This is a genomic window from Streptosporangium sp. NPDC002607, assembly GCF_053592655.1.
Genome location: NZ_JBSFWD010000006.1, coordinates 280,355 through 299,305, shown reverse-complemented (window position 1 = coordinate 299,305; position 18,951 = coordinate 280,355). Strand labels below are relative to the sequence as shown.

Genomic DNA, 18,951 nt, shown 5'->3' with positions numbered 1-18,951 from the left:
CAGAGCGGGCAACATATTTTCTACCTGCGACTTTGCGACTATCTCACGCGGATCATCGCCTCCTGCACTACCGACACGGCCAGTTCCCCGGACCGGGTGAACATCTCGCCCTTGGCGAGCCCGCGAGCCGCCCCCGACCACGGCGATTCCTGAGCATAGAGCACCCACTCGTCCACCCGGATGGGGCGGTGGAACCACATCGCGTGGTCCAGCGAGGCGCCGGAGACATTGGAGGCGCCCCAGGCCAGGCCGTGGGCCAGCAGCACGGTGTCGACCAGGGTGAAGTCGGAGGCGTAGGCGGCGAGCACCACGTGCAGCAGCGGGTCGTCGGGCAGCTCCGCCTCATAACGGAACCACACGTTGGTGTTCGAACCTCGAAGCTCCGGGTCGCGATGGGCCTCCCAGGTGAGAGGGGTCACATAGCGGGCGTCCACCGGCCTGGGCCTGGACGCCCACTCGCGTATCAGTGAGTTCGTCCCCACGATCTGGAGCATCCGGTCCCGGTAGGACGGCAGTTCCTCAGGATCGATCACCTGGGGCATCGTGGCCGCCTGGTGCTCGACGCCGGTCTCCTGCACGTGGAAGGAGGCCGACATGGTGAATATCGCCTTGCCGTGCTGGATGGCCACCACCCGCCGGGTGGTGAAGGAGCGGCCGTCACGGACCCGCTCCACGTTGTAGACGATCGGGATGGCCGGATCCCCCGGGCGGATGAAATAGGCGTGCAACGAGTGGACGTCGCGGCCGTCGGGCACCGTCCGCCCCGCGGCGACCAAGGCCTGCGCGGCCACCTGACCACCGAAGACACGCTGGATACGCTCCTCGGGACTGCGTCCCCTGAAGATGTCGAGCTCGATCTGCTCCAGGTCAAGCAGGTCCAGGAGCTCCTTTAACGCCTCGTTCACGCGCCCTCCGTATGGTTTGCGGCGACACGGCACAGTTCGAGCACCGCTTCACCGTAACGCTCCAGTTTGACGCGTCCGATTCCCGTGATCGTCAACAGGTCCTGTTCGGAGACCGGTGCCCGCTCGGCGATGGCCTGGAGGGTGACGTCGGTGAAGACCGCCCACTGCGGGAGCTTCTCCTTCTTCGCGACTCCCGTACGCCATGCCTTCAGCGCTTCGAGCAGTGCCTCGTCGTAGTCCGCGGGACAGGCGGCGCACCTGCCGAGCTTCTGCTCGGCGGCGGCCATCAGGGTCTTCCCGCAGATCCGGCAGCTGATCGGCGCGGCGACCGCGCGGCGATCAGCCGCCGCGGGTGTGCGGCTCCGCTGCGTGGCACGACCGGTCAGCCCGTCCAGGAATCGGGAGGGTTTGCGGGAGCGCCTGCCTCCCGGCGAGCGTGCCAGCGCCCACGACAGCCCCAGGTGGGCGCGGGCGCGGGTGACACCGACGTACAGGAGGCGACGTTCCTCCTCGATCTGCTCAGGTGTCTCCGCGTAGATGATCGGCAGCATGCCCTCGGTGACGCCGACGAGGAAGACCGCGTCCCACTCCAGGCCCTTGGCCGCGTGCAGCGAGGCGAGGGTGACCCCCTCGACCGGCGGCGCGTGCTGCTCGCTGGCCCGGCGCTCCAGCTCCGCGACGAAGGCGGGCAGGTCCGCGCCCGCGACGGCGAGGTCCTCGGCGAGGTCGGCCAGGGCTTTCAGCGACTCCCACTTCTCGCGGGCCTTGCCTCCACCGGGTGCCTCGGGGGTGAGCCCGATGCCGGACAGGATGTGGTGCACGGTCGAGGCGAGCGTGTCGCCGGGTTCGGCGGAGCGTGCGGCGCCGCGCAGCAGCACGACCGCCTGGCGGACCTCGGGACGCTCGAAGAACCGGTCGGCGCCGCGCAGCACGTACGGCAGGCCGGCCTTGCTGAATGCCTGCTCGTACGCCTCGGACTGGGCGTTGACCCGGAACAGCACGGCGATCTCACGGGTCGGCACGCCGCCGGTGACGAGTTTCCGCACTGCCCGCGCCACCCCCTCCGCCTCGGCGGTCTCGTCGTCGTACTCGGCGAAAACCGGTTCGGGACCGTCCGGACGCTGGGCGATCAGGGCGAGCTTGTGCGGGGTCCTCGCCCGGTCGAGCACCCGGTTGGCCAGGGAGACGACCTGGGGGGTGGAGCGGTAGTCACGGACCAACTTGATCACGGTGGCGTTGGGGTACTCGACCGAGAAACCCGTCAGGTAGCGAGGCGTGGCTCCGGTGAAGGAGTAGATCGTCTGGTTGGGGTCGCCGACCACGCACAGGTCGTCGCGCCCGCCGAGCCAGGTGTCCAGCAGCAGCTTCTGCAGCGGGTTGACGTCCTGGTACTCGTCGACCACGAAGTAGCGGTACTGCCTGCGGATCTCATTGGCCACCTCGCGGTGCTCGGTCATCACGGCCGCGGTGAGCTCCAGGATGGTCTCGAAGTCGACCAGGTGCCGGTCGCGGCGGAGGGTCTCGTACATCTCGTAGAGCCGGGAGACCTCCTCGGCCGGTACGGGCGAGGTCCGGCCGGCCTTCTTCGCGGCCTCCGCGTAGTCCTCGGGGCCGATCTGGGTGACCTTGGCCCACTCGATCTCGGAGGCGATGTCGCGCAACTCCGAACGGTCCTGGTTCTTGCGCAGGGAGCGGCAGGCGTCGATCAGCAGCGGCAGCTTCGACTCGATCACCCTGGGCGGGTCGCCGCCGATGACCCGCGGCCAGAAGTAGGTGAGCTGACGTAGTGCGGCGGCGTGGAAGGTGCGCGCCTGCACGCCCGGCGCGCCGAGCTGGCGCAGCCGCTGCCTGAGCTCACCGGCCGCGCGTGTGGTGAACGTCACCGCCAGCACACCCTGGGCGTCGACCACCCCGTTGTGGACGGCGTGCGCGATGCGATGGGTGATGGCACGGGTCTTGCCCGTCCCCGCGCCGGCAAGGACGCAGACCGGTCCCCGGACGGCTTCGGCCACCTCACGCTGCTCCGGATCCAGTGCCGCCAGAATGTCGTCGGGCCTCACAGAGCCTCCTTACAAGCAGTCGAACGGACCGGGCCGCAACATCCTCCCAGGCTCTGGCCAAACCTCGCTCATTCTGGCAACATGCCGCCTTCACCCTGTATCGATCATCGAGATGCATAAAGTGGGCCTTTTGCCCCACAATGAGGTGCGACTGGTTCCGGGGAAGGAAGAGGCCCGTGCGAAGTTGGGTAACCGTGGGTGCGCTCGCTCTGGCGGCGACGGTGGTCGGACCCGCGGTGGTGCACACGACCGCGTCCGCACACGCGATCTCAGCGCCGACCCAGGTCGGTGGCGGAAAGGCGGGCAAGGTCACCCCGACGCCGGCTCCGACGCCGACTCCAACGCCGACTTCGAGCACAGGGGCCGCCCCGCTGGTCCAGGGCACCCTTGTCGAAACCGTGGCCTACGGCCGGCACGTGCGCCAGCGCATGGACGTCTGGTACCAGCCCGACGAGCTGAAGCGGCCGGGCGTCTTCCTGGTCCACGGCGGCTGGTGGTCCTCGGGTGACAAGAAGTACATGACCGAGGTGAGCCGTAGCTACGCCGAACAGGGCTACGTGGTCTTCAACATCAACTACCGTCTCTCGGGCGACGCCTCCTGGCCGGCCCCGCGCACCGACACCTTCGGTGCCATCGCCACCGCGCGGCGGCACGCGGCGCGCTGGTCCTTCGACCCGAACAACTACGTGGTCGTCGGCTTCTCCGCCGGAGGCCATCTGGCCACCGCCGTCGGCACCTACAAGAACGGCCTGCCCGGCCTGCGCGGCGTGGTCGGCATCTCTCCGGTGATCTCCCCGCTCACCGCGTACACCGAAGGCATCGGCACCCTCGACCCGAACAAGCGCAAATTGCGCGATTCAGCCATCAAGCTCGCCGGGGGCTGCGAGCCCACCGGCAAGTGCGCCAGGGTGTGGACCAGCATGGAGGTACCGTGGCACGCGAGCCGCGGCGACGCGCCCATGCTGATCGTGCACTCGTCGGACGAGTTCGTGTCGGCGGAGCACAGCAGGCAACTCAAGGAGCACCTGCAGCAGGTCGGCGTGCCGGTGACGGTGCTGACCGAGCAGGGCATCGAGCACAGTGCGCCTCTTTACCGGCTGCCCGGCGTGGCGGAGCAGGTCCAGCAGTGGGTCGCGGAGAAGCTTTTCTCATTGGGAAGATGAAGGGCTCTCACTTTGTTGCCAATGGCGCCGGACATCACATGAGGGGATTTTTCACGACATGGCGCTGACTGTGTACACCACCACCTGGTGCGGCCCCTGCAAGCGGCTGAAGAGCCAGCTCAGCCGCGAGGGCATCTCCTACAACGAGGTCGACATCGAGAGCGATCCGGACGCCGCCACCTTCGTCATGAGCGTCAACAACGGCAACCAGGTCGTGCCCACCGTCGTGGTCGACTCCCCCACCGGCCAGATCGTCAGGACCAACCCCTCGGTGATCGAGGTCAAGCGCATCCTGGCGGGCGCGGGCGTGTAACCGTCCCCCCGCACCACCCGAGCCCCGGTTCCACCGAAAACCGGGGCTCCCACATGCCTGGCCCCGCACACCCGTGCACCACGTACCGGTACGAGGGTCCGGGCCGGAGAACGTCTCGCGAAAGCCCCGAAGAGGGCACCCGTCACCGGCGGCCGAGCCCGCGCGGTCTCGGCCGCCGGATCCGTCAGCGCCCGTGGCGTACGGCGGACACGGCGGCGGGCACGTTCACCAGTCGCCGGTCAGCGGTGCGCCGTACCAGGTCTCGATGAGCCTGCGGGCGATCGACAGCTCCGACGGCAGGCGCACCTCGCCGCTCTCCAGCGCGGCCAGCAGCTCGGCGCGGCTGAACCAGTGGGCCTCGGCGATCTCCTCGGAGTCCAGCACGAACTCCGTCGACGTGGCCCGCGCGAAGAAGCCGAGCATCAGGCTGCGCGGGAACGGCCAGGGCTGGCTGCCCATGTAGCGCGCATCGGCGACCCGCACGCCGACCTCCTCGGACACCTCGCGCGCCACGGCCTGTTCCAGTGACTCGCCCGGCTCGACGAAACCGGCCAGCACCGACAGCCGCCCCTCGGGCCACTGCGGTCCTCTGGCCAGCAGGCACCTGTCGTCGTCATCGTGGATCAGCATGATCACCGCAGGGTCGACCCGGGGAAAGTGCTGGCTGTCGTCCTTGGGGCAGACGCGCACATGCCCGCCGGCCCGCACCTCGGTGCGGCTCCCGCATCGGGGGCAGTACTCGTGGGTGGAGTGCCATGCCTCCAGGGCGACCGCGTACACCAGCAGGCCGGCGTCCAGATCGCCCAGCAACGATCCCACCTGGCGCAACCCGGCGGTGACGGTCTGCCCCTCACCCAGTTCCGAGGGGTCGAGCGGGGAGACGATCCGGTTGAAGGAGCCGGTATGGGTGGCGGTGGCCAGCGACGCCGTCACGGCGAAGTAGGCGATGCCCTCCGCGTCGACGCCGAGCAGGTAACGCTCTCCCTCGGGAGCGTCGGCGGTGGACAGCAGGACCAGCTCCGCCTCTCCGCCGCTGCGCCGGATCAGCGCCTGCCCGTCGTCGACGACCACGACCCTGGTCGCGCCGTCCGCCCAGGCCCGCTCCAGCCACTCGGTGTCGCCGCGGAGCACCGCCGACCTGTCGATGGCGCTGCGCGCGAGCAGCAGCGGCCCCAGAAGTCCTTCTTGTGCAGTGATCTCCACGCCGTTCCGCCTCCCCAAACGAGTGCACATATTACGCCGCCGGAACGCGGAGCCGCACAGGGCCGACGGCGTCACCCCTGGCCGGAGGCCCTCCGGAAAAGACCCCATCTTTTGACGACACGGACGTATACGGTCAATAGACCGATCATCCCGGCGCGATGATCTCCATCCCGCTAGGATGCACCGAGTTAGGTTAGCCTTACCTGATATCGGGGGTTCCTGCATTGCGGCTGTACCTCACCGCGCTGAAACCGACGGACTCGGTCACCGACGGCTTCCTCCCGGCGGCACGCGCACTCGGGTGCGAGGTCACGATCCTCACCGACCGGCCGGAACAGTACCGTGACCATGGAGCGGAGGTGCTCCGTTGTGACGTGCGCGACGCGCGGGCGGTGATCGACACCGTCGCGCACCACCGCACCCCGGACGCGATCTTCTCGAACTCCGACCACATCCAGGCGGAGACCGCACTCGCCGCCGCGTACTTCGGACTCCCCGGCAAGGACTGGCGGGCCTGCGTCGACACCAAGAACAAGGCGCTCACCCGGCGGCGGCTGGCCGCGGCCGGGGTCGAGACCGTCCGTACCGCGCGGCTGGCACCGGCCGACCCGCCGGTCGCGGACCTGCCCTTCCCCGCGGTCGTGAAACCGTGCGAGGGCGTGGCCAGCGAGGACGTCGTGCTGGTCCACGACGCGGGCGAGCTCGCGGCGGCCGTCCTGTCCATCAGGGGCAGGCGGCCGGCGGAGACGCTGGTCGTGGAGGAGTATCTCGACGGCCCCCTGCACACGATGGAGACGCTCGGCGACGGCGAGCGGATCAGGGTGCTCGGCGGTTTCCGCACCACTCTCGGGCCACTGCCGCACTTCGTGGAGGAACGGCTCGACTGGGAGCCGCCTCCCGGCCGCGACCACGTGCTGCGGGCGCTGGAGGCACTCCGGGTGGGGTTCGGGGCCTGCCACACCGAGTACGTGATGACCCCGGCCGGACCACGGATCGTCGAGGTCAACTACCGGGTGATCGGCGACCACTGCGACTTCCTGCTGGCGAGCCTGCTCCAGGTGCCCCTGTTCGAGCTCGTCCTCGGGACGCATCTCGGGATGGGGCCGGCGGACCTCGCCCCGGTGCGGGGGCACGGGACCGCGCTGAGCCTGGTCGCCGATCGCTCCGGGACCGTGGTGGAGGCTCCCGGGACCGTCGTCCCCGCCTCCGGCGACCCGGTCCGGATCTGGCACCGGCCGCTGCGCGCCGTGGGCGACCGGATCGACCGGAGCAACACCAACCGCGACTACCTGGGCATCGTCCGCGCGACCGGGCCCGACCGGGCGGGCGTGGACGCCGCCGTCGCGGCCTTCAGGGCGGAGAACCCGTGGGTGATCGCATGAGCCGGGGACCCGCGAACCGACGTGTGACCGGCCAGGGAACCGTGGACGGCCCCGGTATCGGCGGAGGTTCGGTGCGCGGGCGGGAGACGTACCTCGCCGTCCGGGTGCTGAACGCGCTGCTGCGCGAGGACTACGGCGGCCTGGCCAGGCGGGTGACCCACGGCAAGGACGGCGTCGCGCTGGTCCTGCCGGGAGGCAGGCGGGTGCGGCTGGTCCCCGGCTCGCTGTTCCAGGACTTCGTCGCGGCCCCGCAGGAGGCGCTCCGCCTGCGGGAGGTCCTGCACACGCTGCGGGAGGTCTCCGACCCCGCCGACGCGGCCGGGGTCGAGTCGTTCGCCAGGGAGTGCCACGAGGCGCTGCGCGCCCTCGACCTGCACGACCTCCACCACGAAGAGGTACTCGCCAGACTGGCCGCCGCCACGTCCGGCACCACGGGCACGACGGGAACCGGTGGCGGACGCGACAGCATGTGGTACGAGACGCTGGCCGCGTTCGTCGATCACCCCGTCTACCCGACGGCCCGGTGCCGGATCGGCCTGTCCGACGAGGAACTGACCGCGTACGCGCCGGAGTTCGCGCCCGCCTTCGAGCTGCGCTGGGCCGCGGTTCCCCGGGAGCGGCTCACCGGGGCCGAGATACCGGGGGCGCCCGGGTTCCGTGCCGTCGGGCTGGCGGGGAGTCTCGCCGGGACGCACGCGCTGTTCCCCGTGCACCCGCTGACGGTCCCCCGCGTCGAGGAGATTCCGTGGGCGACCGTGGCCCCTCAGCCGTATCTGCAGGTCAGGCCCACGCTGTCGATGCGCACCGTCGAGATCGCCCCGGGCGCGCACCTGAAGCTGCCGCTGGCCACCAGCACCCTCGGGCTGCGCAACCGGAGGTCGATCAAGCCCGGCACGCTGGCCGACGGGGCGCGGGCCGAGCTGCTGCTGCGGGCGATGCCGGATCCCGAGGTGCTGCTGGCCGACGAGCAGACGTACGGGCACGCCGGGCACGAGTATCTGGGCTGGCTGCTGCGCCGCCAGCCCGTGGGGGAGGTCGTCTCCGTCGCGGCGCTGGCGGCGCCGCTGCCCGGAGGCGGCCTGGTCGTGGAGGGTCTCGCCGGACGATGGTTCGGCGGCGATGTCGCCGGTCTGCTCGCCCGGTACCTGCGGGTGCTGTTCCGCTTCCACGTGCGGCTCTTCGTCAGGTACGGCACCGCGCTCGAGGCCCACCAGCAGAACCTCTCGCTGGTGTTCGACACCGACACTACGGGCGAAAGTGTCGTGCGGCTGCTCGTCAAGGACAACGACGGGTTGCTGACCTCACCCGACCTGCTGAGAGGTGCCGGCCTCCCGGTCCCGGACTTCACGGACGCGCGGATGCTGACCGACGACCCGCACGCGCTCGCCGACATGTTCGTGACCATCACCCTGCACCTGGCGGCCGCCGCCGTGGCGTTCGGCGCGCTGCCGTCGCCGCGGGCCTCCGAGCTGGTCCGCGACGCGCTCGCCGGAGCGCTCGACGAGTACGGGGAGAACCCGATGGCCAGGCTGCTGCGGGCCAGGACCCTGGACGCCGCCAGGCTCGTCGGCAAGTCGATGGTCACCGCCGGGACCCTGGTGGACAAGGCGCGCACCGGCGCGCGGGATGTGAACAAGTTCTACGGCACGAGCGGGCCGAACTACCTCCGCCAGCAGCCCCAGGCCACACCGGCCGCGATCACCAGAAGGACGCCATGACCAGCCTCGCCCTCGACTCCCCCGCAGCCGTCGCCGAGGAGGCTTCACTGGCGGCGCTGCTGCGCTGTTGCGTGCGGGAGATCTCGGGACCTCGCGGGCAGGTCAGGCACGACGAGCCGTACGTGTTGCTGCGTGTCGCGGACACCCTGCTGCGGGCCCGCGCGCACGGCGGGCTCGCGCTGCGCTTCGAGGGGCGGGCCGAGTGGCTGGAGAACGACTCCTGGCAGCCGCTCTCGGCGGACCTGCTCGTCCGGCTGGTGGAGACCGAGCTCGGCGAGGGCAACGACGAGTTCGCCGTCCAGGTGGCCGCGAGCAGGGACGCCATGGCGGCGCTGCTCGCGGCCCGGCGGGACGTGCCGCCCCCCGCCGACCCGTGGCTGGCCTCGGAGCAGGCGCTGGTCTTCGGTCACCCGTTCCACCCCAGCCCGAAGGCGCGCGGCGGCGCGGACTGGCTGCGCTACGCGCCCGAGGCGCACGCGAGTTTTCCGCTGCGGCTGCTCGGGGTCAGGGACGACGTGCTGGCGGAGGCGGGCGAGGCCGGCTCGCTCGACGCGCTCGGAGCGGCGCCGCCCGGTTACTCGCTGCTGCCCGCGCACCCGTGGCAGCTGGAGCTGCTCTCGGCCGACCTGGCCGCGCCGCTGGCCGACGGCCGGCTTCTCGACCTGGGGAACAGTACCCGGATGGCGGTTCCCACCTCGTCGGTCCGTACCGTCTACGAGCCGCTGATCGACCGGTGCCTGAAGTTCAGCCTGGACGTGCGGATCACCAACTGCCTGCGGAAGAACTCCTGGTACGAGCTGGCGGGCGCGGTCGAGCTGAGCCGCCGTCTCGGGCCGATGTTCGGAGAGCTGTCCGCGGCCTTCCCCGGTACCCGCTGGCTGCCCGAACCCGGCTACCGCTCCGCCGAGCTGGGCACCCGGCTGTTTGAGGGGCTCGGCGTCATCGTCCGGGTCAGCCCGTGGTCGGTCTGCAGACCCGGGGTGACCCCCCTGCTGAGCGGCACACTGGCCGCCGGGCGGCAGGTGACGTCTGCCGATCCGGTGCGCTGGTGGCGGGCGTACGTGGAGCGGGTGGCGCTGCCGGTGCTCGACGCCTACCTCGGCCACGGTGTGGTGCTCGAACCTCACCTGCAGAACGTGCTGATCGGGGTGGACACGGAGGGGCTGCCGGTGGAGGCGGTCTTCCGCGACATGGAGGGCACGAAGCTCGTCGCCGGGCGGCACGACCTGTCCGGCCTGCCGGCCCGGGTCGCCGAGGCCCTCACCTACGACGCGGAGGCCGGCTGGAGCCGGGTGGTCTACTGCCTGATGGTCAACCATCTCGCCGAGATCGCCGCCTCCCTTTCCGGGGCCGGGGCCGGGCCCGCGCGGGAGCTGTGGGCGGTGGCCGGGAAGGTTCTGGCAGGGTACGCGGAGTCGCGGGGGTGGCCCCGGCCGCTGTCGGACCTGCTGGCGGGGGCGCCGCTGCCCGCCAAGGCCAACCTGTCGGTCAGGTGGGCACGGTCGGCGGACCGCGCCGCGGGGTACGTGCCGGTCGCCAACCCGCTGGCCGCGATCTGAGGAGCGCGCCTCCCGGCGGGATCCGGCTCTCGGACCGGCGGAGGGGACGGCGGTGGTGGTCCACCGACGCCCCCGTCCGCTACCTCAGGGCGCGCTTATCGGGGGTAGACCTCCAGCTCGTAGAGGGAGTAGCCGTACGTCGTCCCGCGTGTGACGCCCTGCATGCGGACGTGGCGGGCGGTGGTCGGGGTGAACGTCACGTTGTCCACACCGCCGTTTCCGGCGGTGGTGGAGTAGACAGTGGTCCAGGCGGAGCCGTCGGTCGAGGTCTGGATCGAGTACGCGGCCCCGTAGGCCGTCTCCCAGCGCAGGATGACCCTGCCCACGGTCGTGGCGGAACCGAGGTCGACCTGGAGGTACTGGTTGTCGCTGGACGAGCTCGACCAGCGGGTCGTCGGGTTGCCGTCGACGGCCCTGCTCGCCGGGTAGAGGAGCTGGTTGCTCGACGACTTGGCCGTCCTCCCCTCCGCCAGGTTGGTGATCGCGTCGCCCCGGCGGGCCGGGAAGGACAGGACCTGCTGGTAGGTCGGCCGGTTCTGCCAGGAGATCAGCGAGTGCGTGATCCCGCCGAGCGGCGACTGCTCGACGGCGTCGGCGCACCACTGGTTGCCCGCCGCGCACACGTCGTCTCCGGGGTAGGTCGTCGCCGCGGGCTCGGCGAGCGCCTCCGACAGGCTGTTCAGCAGGACGGTGCGGCAGCCGGCCACCGTGCCGTCCCCGCAGTACCTGGCGGGCAGCGGCCCGGTGACCTGGTCACCGAGCACGCTCCTGAGGTCCTTGCTCACATAGCCCCACCAGCCGTACTGGAACGCCGAGCCCTTGTGCGCCTGAGCCTCGTTCGCGGAGGTGGGCAGGGTGGACTGGTCGCCCTGCTGATGGCCCGAGGGAGACTCGTTGATCTGGAGGGCGTTGACCAGCGACTGGTACAGGCCGTCCCCCAGTCCCGGCTTGAACTGCGCGCGGACCAGCCTGGGCCACCACGAGTCGAACGCGCGGATCGCGTCGGCATGGGCGTAGGCCTTGCTGCCCGGCGAGGTCTCCAGCCGCCTGGAACCCGACGACGTCCAGGCGGAGAGCTTGGAGACCGCGGAGGCGAGGGCCGGGTCGGTCACCGCGGCGCTGTTGATCACCCGGAGCAGGTCGGGCAGCACCTTCTTGCCCCGCAGGTCGGTCACGCCAGCCTCCGCCATGATCTTCACGGTGCCGGCCTGGTCGAGCTTGCCGCTTCCGGTCAGGGCCGCCTTGATCGGGGCGTCCAGCAGGTCGGCCCGGTGGACCGGCCCGAAGCTGAAGTTGCCGTCCGCGGCGCCGTAGTCCTTGGCCTGCTTGTTGTTCCAGCTGACGAAGTAGTCCTGGTTGACCGCCTGCGGGTGGGTGGCGGGAGCGGTGTAGGTCGCGCTGTTGGTGGCCGGGTCGTAGCCCGCCCACTCATGGGCCGCGTCGGCGGTCATCGGCAGGTTCGGGTCGGAGACCGAGGACCTGACCGGGGTGCTGCCCGACATGAAGTACGCCGAGTCGGTGGAGTTGACGTAGAACCAGTTGAACGCGAAGCCGATGGTGGCGGCCGAGTTCTTGAAAGCCGTCGCGTCGCCCATGGCGGCCGGGTCGTTGAACATCTGGAAGCCGATCGCCGAGTCGACCTCGTGGTGGTAGGTCGACCGCAGCGCGGTGAAGGCGGTGGGCTGCCCGCCGACCGTGCCGCGCCAGCTCACCAGCCCGTACTTGGTGCGCTGGATCACCAGGTCGTACGAGCCGGCGGGGGTGGAGTCGGCGACCGTGGGCTTCCAGGAGTTGGTCTTGCGCAGCGTCTCCATCGCGGTGCAGACGCCCCGGTAGAGGTAGTGGTTCGACGCGACGGTGGCCGCGCCGCCGCCGGGCTCGCAGAGCTGCAGGGCGTAGGTGTCGGTGATGTCCTGGCCGCTGGAGGTCGCGCTCCAGGCGTAGTCGGTGCCCCTGCCGAGCAGCACGTAGAGGTTGAGTCCGGCGAAGGCCGCGCCGCGCGCCCGGATGCCGGGGCCGGAGAGTTCCTGGAGCATGAGCAGCTGGGGGGCGAAGTAGCCGGTCTGCGGGCCGAACACCGCGACCGGGTGCCCGGTCTTCGACTTGGCCGCCGAGACCACCACGGCGTTGGACATGCCCGGCTTGGAGTTGTCGACGAGCAGCCCGTCCAGCATGCCCTTGGCGGTCAGGGCCGAGGCCGGGGTGGTGGCCGATCCGGTCCTGTTCTCGACGATGTTCACCGGCGCCGTCGACGGGTCGGGGAGGACGACTCCGGTGGCTCCGGCGGGCGCGTTCCCTGCGGGGAAGCTCTGGCCGTCGTGCAGGGTGAGCGTCGTCTCCGGGTCGTTCTGCGCGCGGAACGCCGACCAGACCTGGTCGCCGATCGTCGTGCCGTACTTGGCGCGGGCCGCGACCCGGACCAGCGCGGACTGCATCTCCGCACCGCCGCCGCCGCCGAACAGACCGCCGATGACACCGGAGATCGCCACCAGGTCGGTCATGGTGAACTTCACCGGGCCGCCCGCGTTGGTGATCGCGTCCATGTGCCCGGTCAGCACGTACTCACCGGGGCAGTCCCGGTTGGCCATGCAGGTGTCGATGTAGGCGTTGATGCCGGCTATGTAGTGCTCGACATCGGTGTAGAGCTGCGCGCCCCGGGGGCTGGCGTTCCTGAGCCTGGTGATCTGCGCCTGCAGGTCCGCCTCGGTGTACGGGGCGTTGCGCCAGGCGCTCTGCTCCAGTTCCCGGTTGCCCGGCGCGCCTCCGGCGAACGAGGTCAGCTCGCCCCGGCCGACGTGCCGCATCAGGTCCATCACCCAGAGGCGGTTCTGCGCGCCCGCGTACCCGGCGCCGAACATCGTGCCCTCGCGGGTGGTCCCGGTGATGTGCGGGGTGCCGGTCGCCTTGTCACGGACGATCGTCACGTCCGAGCGGGGGCTGATGGTGCTCTCCACCTGCCCCTCGGGGACGCCGAACGAGGCGTCGTTGAAGAAATTGGCGATCTGGTCGTTGGTCAGCCCGGTGTAGCCGGAGAGAAGGTTGGCGTACTTGCCGAGCTGGTCGTCACTGTGCTTGGGCTTCGTCCCCAGTGACTGGTGGGCCAGGATCCCGGCGAGGGTCGCGTTGCCGTTCTGGCCCGGGGGCAGGATGTCGACGCACTCGCCGAGGCAGTAGTCGTCGGGAGGGTAGGCCGCCGCGGCCGTGACCGCGGACGTCGGTACGGATGCGGATGCCGGTACGAGGGGGGATGTCAGCGCGAGGGCCATCAGCAGCGCGGAGGCCGCCGTGATCGTCCGCCTGAGACGTGCATGCATAGGAGAATCCCTAAAACATGAGGCATACTCGGATGTTGCTAGGAACATACGTTCCGGACCAACGGCGAATCAATGGCCGGTGTGATAATCGTCTGCGCCGGTTCATGACTCGCCGTCAGTGCGGCAGGTCGAAACAGGGGTGCCGTGCCCGCCGGATCACGAGTGCCAGCGGCGTTCGGCGGGAGGCAGCAGGAGCACCTCCAGGACGCGGGCGCAGGCGCGGGCCTGCTTGACGAACCAGGGGATTCGCGCGTCGCTGATGAGCCGGGGCGTCGCCCGTACGGCGAGGGCGTAGCGGGCACGGTCGGCGCGGTCCAGAACGGGGACCGCGACGGTGCGGACGCCCTCCGAGGACTCTCCGTCGTTGAGAGCGTGGCCACTCTGGCGCACCTGGTCCAGCTCGGCGCGGAGGGCGGCGTGGTCGATGATCGTCCGCTGGGTCTGGGCCTGGAGCGGGCCGAGTGCGGCGAGGTCGCCGTTCCCCGGCGGCGCCCAGGCGAGCAGGACCTTGCCGAGCGCCGTCGAGTGGAGCGGGCGGTGCAGGCCGACTCCCCGGTCGGGGTTGAGGGAACCCCCGACCAGGATGACCGCGTGCGGGCCGTTGCGGACCGCCAGATCCACGGTGGCCGAGGTGACACGGGCGAGTTGCCCCAGCTCCGGGGCGACCTTGTGCAGGCCGCGCCGATGGAAGGAGAGCTGGCCAAGTTCGGTGATCGAAGGACCCAGCCGGTAGCAGGCGGTCTCGGTGTCCTGTTCCAGGAATCCGGTGTCGAGCAGGCTGCGGGCCAGCCGGTGCGCGGTGGAGGTGGACAGGTCCGTCCGCCGGGCGAGCTCCGAGACGGTCAGCGCGGGCTCGCCCTCGCGGAAGCAGTTGAGTATCCCGACCGCCCGCAGGACCGACTGGACACCGTCCACGCGGCTCGATGCCGTCATGCGGGAATCTCCTTCTCTCGGGTGGGGAGGGATATGAGCAGGTAGAGGCGGTTGGCGGGGGAAAGGCTTCCCGCATCGCGGGACATACTTTGCATTTCCTACCAATTTACTAGCAAACTCTTTCGCATGACCACAGCTGCGCCAGACACGATCTGGTTCACCCGGTGTCCGGTGCCCACCGCGACCGGTGTCGCCGCCAACCGGGGCTGGCTCACCGAGGAGTTCGCACCCGACGGGATCGGCGTCCGGTCCCTGCAGGACGCGACGGCCGACGTCTCCGCCGACCACCACTTCACCCACGAGCTGACCGGCCTGTTCCGCGAGGGCGGGAACGTCCCCGCGCTCTGGGCCCGCTCGCGCGGCGAGGCCACCCGGCTCATCGGCCTGACCTGGATCGAGGAGCGCCAGGTCATCCTGGTCCGCGGCGGCAGTGGTCTGGAGAGCCCGGAGCAGCTCAAGGGTCTACGTCTGGCCGTCCCCCGGCACCGCCTCGCCATCGACTTCTGGCGGGCCATGGCGCTACAGGGCTTCCGGGGTGCACTCTCCCTGGCCGGACTCGACCTGGGCGACGCGGACCCGGTGGACGTCGAGGCCACCCCGGACGGCGGCCAGTGGGAGGCCGAGCTGGCCGCCCTGGCCCGCGGCGAGGTCGACGCGGTCTATGTCAAGGGCGCGCTCGCCGTCGAGGCGGCCCTGCGCCACAACGCCGAGGTGGCGGTCGACCTCGACGCCGTTCCCGACCGGCGGGCGCGGATCAACAACGGGACGCCGCGCCCCATCACCGTCCACCAGCGGCTGCTCGACGAGCGCCCCGACCTGGTCACCCGGTTCCTCGCGGTGCTCCTGCGGGCGGCCGACTGGGCCGCGGACCACCCGGCCGACGTCACCAGGATCCTGGGCGCCGAGACCGGCGCGGGCTCGGCGGGAGTGGCCGGCGCCTACCACTCCGGCGCCTCCCTCCACCTCGACCTGTCCGCGGAGCGCCTGGAGTTGCTCGCCGAGCAGGAGCGGTTCCTGCGCGGCCACGGCTTCCTGGAGTCGGCGGTGGACGTCGCCACCTGGGCCGACCACACCCCGCTCGCCAATGCCCGATCCCACGGAGAATCCCATGCGTAGACTCGCCCTGGCCGCCGCGCTCCCCCTCGCCCTGCTGGTCGCGTGCGGCTCCACTCCCTCGGCGGACACCTCGGCCGCCGCCGCGCCGGATGCCAAGGCCGAGCCAGTGGTGGTGCGGATCTCCGATCCGGGCAACAGCGGCTTCCTGGCGGTGGCGAAGAAGGACGGCAGCCTCGACGCCGCCCTGGCCAAGGTGAACGCGAAGGTCCAGTGGGCCGGAGACTTCTCCGTCTTCGCTCCGGCGGCGCAGGCCATCAACGCCGGGTCGCTCGACATCGCCGTCGGCTCGATCACCTCGGGCGTCACGGCGCTGGCCGTCAAGCCCAGCTTCAAGATCTTCGCCACCGTCCCGCCTGACCTCGCGGGCGAGGGGATCGTGGTCAAGAAGGACTCCCCGATCAAGTCCGTGGCCGACCTCGCCGGGCACACCGTGGCGGTCGGCCACGGCGGCACCAGCGAGTACCTGCTCCTCAAGGCGCTGCAGACGTTCAACGTGCCGGTCGAGAAGGTCAAGCGGGTCTACCTGGCCCCGCCGCAGACGGCGCCGGTCTTCGGCTCCGGCAAGGTGGACGCCTGGTCGACCTTCTCCACCTTCCTCATCCCGGCCGTGACCAGCCTGGACGCCCGCATCCTGGCCAGCGGGGCGGAGATCAAGTCGGACAACTACGTCATCTACGTCGCCGCCAACACCCTGATCGACAAGCACCCCGAGGTGCTGAAGGCGCTGTACGCGTTCATCGAGGAGGGCACCGCCAAGGAGAACGCCGACCCGGCGGCCTACCTCAACGTCTTCACCTCCGCCGGGCCGCAGGCCGTGACCGGCGCCCAGCAGGACCTGGTGGTCCAGATCCAGAAGCAGGGCAAGCCCGCCCAGCCGGTGACCGCCGCCGAGATCGCCAAGTACCAGGAGGTCGCCAAGTTCTTCCTCGACCAGAAGGTCCTCACCGCCCCGCTGGATGTCTCCCAGTACGTCGTCGACGTCACCTCACTGCCGGACGCGGCCTCATGACGGTCCTGACCGGACAGGAAACGGCGGGGCTCGTCCCGCCAGACCCGCCCAGGAACACCGGCCGCCATCCGGCGGCGAGCCTGGCCCTGCGCGTCCTCGGCCCGGTCCTGCTCGTCGGGCTCTGGTACGCGGGAACCGCATCAGGAGTGATCACCCCTGACGTGCTGGCCGGTCCGCAGGACGTGGTCAAAACCTTCGGCGAGCTGTGGGCCGACGGGCAGATGCAGGAGGCACTGGGTGTCTCGCTCACCCGCGCGGGCCTCGGCCTGCTGCTCGGCGCCTCCGCCGGGCTGGTCATCGGGGTGCTGTCCGGGCTGAGCAGGCTCGGCGAGGAGCTTCTCGACTCCTCCATGCAGGCGCTGCGTGCCATCCCGTTCCTGGCGCTGACCTCGCTGTTCATGGTCTGGTTCGGGATCGAGGAGACCTCCAAGATCCTGCTGATCAGCGTGGCCTGCACCTTCCCGATGTACATCAACGTCTCCAGCGGGGTGCGCAACGTCGACCGCAAGGTCGTGGAGGCCGCCCGCTCGTTCGGGCTCGGCCGCCTCGCTCTCGCCAGGGAGGTGGTGCTGCCGGGCGCGCTGCCCTCGATCTTCGCCGGACTGCGGCTGTCGACCACGCTCAGCGTGGTCGCGCTGATCGCCGCCGAGGAGATCAACGTCACCGCCGGTCTGGGGTACCTGATGGCCAGGGCCACCGACTACCTGCGCACCGACATCCTCGCCCTCTGCGTCATCCTCTACGCGCTGATCGGGCTGACCGCCGACGTCATCCTCCGGCTGGCCGAGCGGTTCACCATGCCGTGGCGGAAGGCGGTGGCGGCCCGATGAGCCTGGCCGTACAGACCACGGGCCTGCGCAGGGTCTTCGGTGACCGCGCCGTACTGGACGGGATCGACCTGCGGGTACGGCGCGGTGAGTTCCTCGCGCTGCTCGGTGCCAGCGGCACCGGCAAGACGACGCTGCTGCGGATCCTCGCCGGGCTGGACGCCGCGACGAGCGGGACCGTGCTGGTCCCGCCGGTGCGGACCGTCGTCTTCCAGGAGCCTCGGCTGATCCCCTCCAAGCGCGCGCTGGCCAACGTGATCCTCGGGCAGGGCCGCGGCGCCCGCGCCAAGGGCCTGGCGGCACTCGCCGAGGTGGGCCTGAGCGGCCACGCCGACGCCTGGCCCGCGACGCTGTCCGGCGGCGAGGCGCAGCGGGTCGCGCTGGCCCGCGCCCTGGTCCGCGAGCCCGAGCTGCTGCTGCTCGACGAGCCGTTCGCCGCGCTCGACGCGCTGACCAGGCTGCACATGCAGGACCTGATCGCCGAACTGTGCGCCAGGCACCGCCCCGCCGTGGTGCTGGTCACCCACGACGTCGAGGAGGCCATCCTGCTCGCCGACCGGATCGTCGTGCTCCGCGAGGGCGCGTTCGTCACCGACCTGACCGTCGAGCTGGACCGCCCCCGCGACCGGGTGGACGGCGACTTCGTGGCGCTCCGCCGCCGCCTGCTCGCCGACCTCGGGGTCTCCGCCAAGGAGCCCGGACACGTGGGAGTGGCGCGGTGAGCACGGAGAAAACCGCGCTGAACTGGATCGGTGCGAACGAGCCCGTGCTGACCGGCCTGTCGGACACCATCTGGTCGTACACCGAACCGTCGCTCCGCGAGTGGCGCTCGGCATCGGCCACCGCGGACCTGCTCCGTTCGTACGGCTTCGCGATCGAGTGGGGCACCGCCGGATTCCCCGCGGCCTTCGTCGCCACCCGCGGCGGGCGCGGCCCCGTGCTCGGGTTCAACGTGGAGTACGACGCGCTGCCCGGCCTGTCCCAGCGCGCGGGCGTGCCGTACCACGACCCGATCAGCTACGCGGGCGACCCGCTCTACGGCCCCGCGTACGGCCCGGGGCACAGCTGCGGGCACAACGCGCTGGCGGCGGCGTCGGCGGGCGCGGCCATCGCCCACCAGGGGTTGCTGGCCGCCGCCCGCTACCTGGCGGCCACCGCGGTCGCCCTGGTCGAGCAGCCGGAGACGCTGGCGGCGATCCGGGACGAGTTCGACGCGCGGGAGCCCTGGCACAGCCTGCTGCCCGCCGACGCGACTCCCCCGCGCTACCCGCCGCCGCCCGAGTTCCTGAAGGAGACCGGGCAGGAGTTCACCCTCCCCGCGCTGCCTTTTCCCGTCTCCGCCGAGCCTCTAGGAAAGATCTGACATGGCTGTCCCATCGATTCCGGCCAGTCCGCGAGAACGCTCCCACGCGGCACGGCGCCCCGGCACAGTGGCATGGGCACACGACG

General features: G+C 70.9%; 15 protein-coding genes. 10 read left to right on the top strand and 5 right to left on the bottom strand.

The genetic code is table 11. The features are described 5' to 3' along the window. Window positions 1-38: 38 nt before the first annotated feature. Window positions 39-905 carry an acyl-CoA thioesterase II gene (gene tesB / locus ACWD3H_RS09980; RefSeq protein WP_350921983.1) on the bottom strand — a complete coding sequence of 289 codons (867 nt, stop codon included), beginning with the start codon at window positions 903-905 and terminating at the stop codon, window positions 39-41. After that, a complete protein-coding gene (locus tag ACWD3H_RS09975; protein ID WP_451954671.1) occupies window positions 902-2,965 on the bottom strand; it encodes an ATP-dependent DNA helicase UvrD2 in 2,064 nt (687 codons plus the stop codon). The genes tesB and ACWD3H_RS09975 overlap by 4 nt, the downstream gene beginning before the upstream one ends. A 176-nt stretch (window positions 2,966-3,141) precedes the next feature. Between ACWD3H_RS09975 and ACWD3H_RS09970 the strand changes: the two genes are divergently transcribed. Both ACWD3H_RS09970 and ACWD3H_RS09965 read left to right on the top strand, forming a co-directional pair. Next, entirely contained in the window at window positions 3,142-4,128 is a 987-nt protein-coding gene (locus ACWD3H_RS09970; protein WP_451954670.1) for an alpha/beta hydrolase, read from the top strand. 58 nt (window positions 4,129-4,186) lie between these two features. Next, window positions 4,187-4,441 (top strand): mycoredoxin, encoded by a 255-nt coding sequence (locus tag ACWD3H_RS09965; RefSeq protein WP_350921976.1) that lies wholly within the window; start codon window positions 4,187-4,189, stop codon window positions 4,439-4,441. Between the two features lie 225 nt (window positions 4,442-4,666). Here the strand turns inward: ACWD3H_RS09965 and nudC are convergent, their stop codons facing one another. Next, a complete protein-coding gene (gene nudC / locus ACWD3H_RS09960; RefSeq protein WP_451954669.1) occupies window positions 4,667-5,644 on the bottom strand; it encodes an NAD(+) diphosphatase in 978 nt (325 codons plus the stop codon). Window positions 5,645-5,868: 224 nt separating this feature from the next. Here nudC and ACWD3H_RS09955 point away from each other — a divergent pair, with 224 nt between their 5' ends. Genes ACWD3H_RS09955 through ACWD3H_RS09945 form a run of 3 tightly spaced genes read left to right on the top strand, consistent with a single transcriptional unit; the run spans window position 5,869 to window position 10,303 of the window. Then, window positions 5,869-7,026 (top strand): siderophore biosynthesis protein, encoded by a 1,158-nt coding sequence (locus ACWD3H_RS09955; protein ID WP_350921972.1) that lies wholly within the window; start codon window positions 5,869-5,871, stop codon window positions 7,024-7,026. Beyond that, on the top strand, window positions 7,023-8,744 hold the full coding sequence (locus tag ACWD3H_RS09950) for an IucA/IucC family protein (protein ID WP_451954668.1): 1,722 nt from the start codon (window positions 7,023-7,025) through the stop codon (window positions 8,742-8,744). The genes ACWD3H_RS09955 and ACWD3H_RS09950 overlap by 4 nt, the downstream gene beginning before the upstream one ends. After that, window positions 8,741-10,303: an IucA/IucC family protein gene (locus ACWD3H_RS09945; protein ID WP_451954667.1), complete on the top strand. Its 1,563-nt coding sequence runs from the start codon at window positions 8,741-8,743 to the stop codon at window positions 10,301-10,303. Before ACWD3H_RS09950 ends, ACWD3H_RS09945 begins: the two co-directional genes overlap by 4 nt. 95 nt (window positions 10,304-10,398) lie before the next feature. Here ACWD3H_RS09945 and ACWD3H_RS09940 read toward each other — a convergent pair whose 3' ends face one another. After that, window positions 10,399-13,617 (bottom strand): penicillin acylase family protein, encoded by a 3,219-nt coding sequence (locus ACWD3H_RS09940; protein ID WP_451954666.1) that lies wholly within the window; start codon window positions 13,615-13,617, stop codon window positions 10,399-10,401. Window positions 13,618-13,773: 156 nt separating this feature from the next. Then, entirely contained in the window at window positions 13,774-14,550 is a 777-nt protein-coding gene (locus ACWD3H_RS09935) for an IclR family transcriptional regulator (RefSeq protein ID WP_355554526.1), read from the bottom strand. A 126-nt stretch (window positions 14,551-14,676) separates the two neighbouring features. Between ACWD3H_RS09935 and ACWD3H_RS09930 the strand changes: the two genes are divergently transcribed. The 5 genes from ACWD3H_RS09930 to ACWD3H_RS09910 are packed head-to-tail and all read left to right on the top strand — an operon-like array spanning window position 14,677 to window position 18,865. Beyond that, window positions 14,677-15,666 (top strand): ABC transporter substrate-binding protein, encoded by a 990-nt coding sequence (locus ACWD3H_RS09930; RefSeq protein ID WP_451954665.1) that lies wholly within the window; start codon window positions 14,677-14,679, stop codon window positions 15,664-15,666. After that, on the top strand, window positions 15,659-16,675 hold the full coding sequence (locus ACWD3H_RS09925) for an ABC transporter substrate-binding protein (RefSeq protein ID WP_451954664.1): 1,017 nt from the start codon (window positions 15,659-15,661) through the stop codon (window positions 16,673-16,675). The genes ACWD3H_RS09930 and ACWD3H_RS09925 overlap by 8 nt, the downstream gene beginning before the upstream one ends. Next, window positions 16,672-17,505, top strand: a complete 834-nt coding sequence (locus ACWD3H_RS09920) for an ABC transporter permease (RefSeq protein ID WP_355554534.1) — start codon at window positions 16,672-16,674, stop codon at window positions 17,503-17,505. The genes ACWD3H_RS09925 and ACWD3H_RS09920 overlap by 4 nt, the downstream gene beginning before the upstream one ends. After that, window positions 17,502-18,224: an ABC transporter ATP-binding protein gene (locus ACWD3H_RS09915; RefSeq protein WP_355554536.1), complete on the top strand. Its 723-nt coding sequence runs from the start codon at window positions 17,502-17,504 to the stop codon at window positions 18,222-18,224. The genes ACWD3H_RS09920 and ACWD3H_RS09915 overlap by 4 nt, the downstream gene beginning before the upstream one ends. Then, window positions 18,221-18,865, top strand: coding sequence for a hypothetical protein (locus tag ACWD3H_RS09910; protein WP_451954663.1), 645 nt, complete (start codon window positions 18,221-18,223; stop codon window positions 18,863-18,865). Before ACWD3H_RS09915 ends, ACWD3H_RS09910 begins: the two co-directional genes overlap by 4 nt. Window positions 18,866-18,951 lie beyond the last annotated feature (86 nt).

Excerpts from the sequence above, each read along its gene's own strand:
- ACWD3H_RS09965 (WP_350921976.1), top strand. The coding sequence starts at position 4,187 with ATGGCGCTGACTGTGTACACCACCACCTGGTGCGGCCCCTGCAAGCGG.
- ACWD3H_RS09950 (WP_451954668.1), top strand. The coding sequence starts at position 7,023 with ATGAGCCGGGGACCCGCGAACCGACGTGTGACCGGCCAGGGAACCGTG.
- ACWD3H_RS09945 (WP_451954667.1), top strand. The coding sequence starts at position 8,741 with ATGACCAGCCTCGCCCTCGACTCCCCCGCAGCCGTCGCCGAGGAGGCT.
- ACWD3H_RS09940 (WP_451954666.1), bottom strand. The coding sequence starts at position 13,617 with ATGCATGCACGTCTCAGGCGGACGATCACGGCGGCCTCCGCGCTGCTG.
- ACWD3H_RS09935 (WP_355554526.1), bottom strand. The coding sequence starts at position 14,550 with ATGACGGCATCGAGCCGCGTGGACGGTGTCCAGTCGGTCCTGCGGGCG.
- ACWD3H_RS09930 (WP_451954665.1), top strand. The coding sequence starts at position 14,677 with ATGACCACAGCTGCGCCAGACACGATCTGGTTCACCCGGTGTCCGGTG.
- ACWD3H_RS09925 (WP_451954664.1), top strand. The coding sequence starts at position 15,659 with ATGCGTAGACTCGCCCTGGCCGCCGCGCTCCCCCTCGCCCTGCTGGTC.
- ACWD3H_RS09920 (WP_355554534.1), top strand. The coding sequence starts at position 16,672 with ATGACGGTCCTGACCGGACAGGAAACGGCGGGGCTCGTCCCGCCAGAC.
- ACWD3H_RS09915 (WP_355554536.1), top strand. The coding sequence starts at position 17,502 with ATGAGCCTGGCCGTACAGACCACGGGCCTGCGCAGGGTCTTCGGTGAC.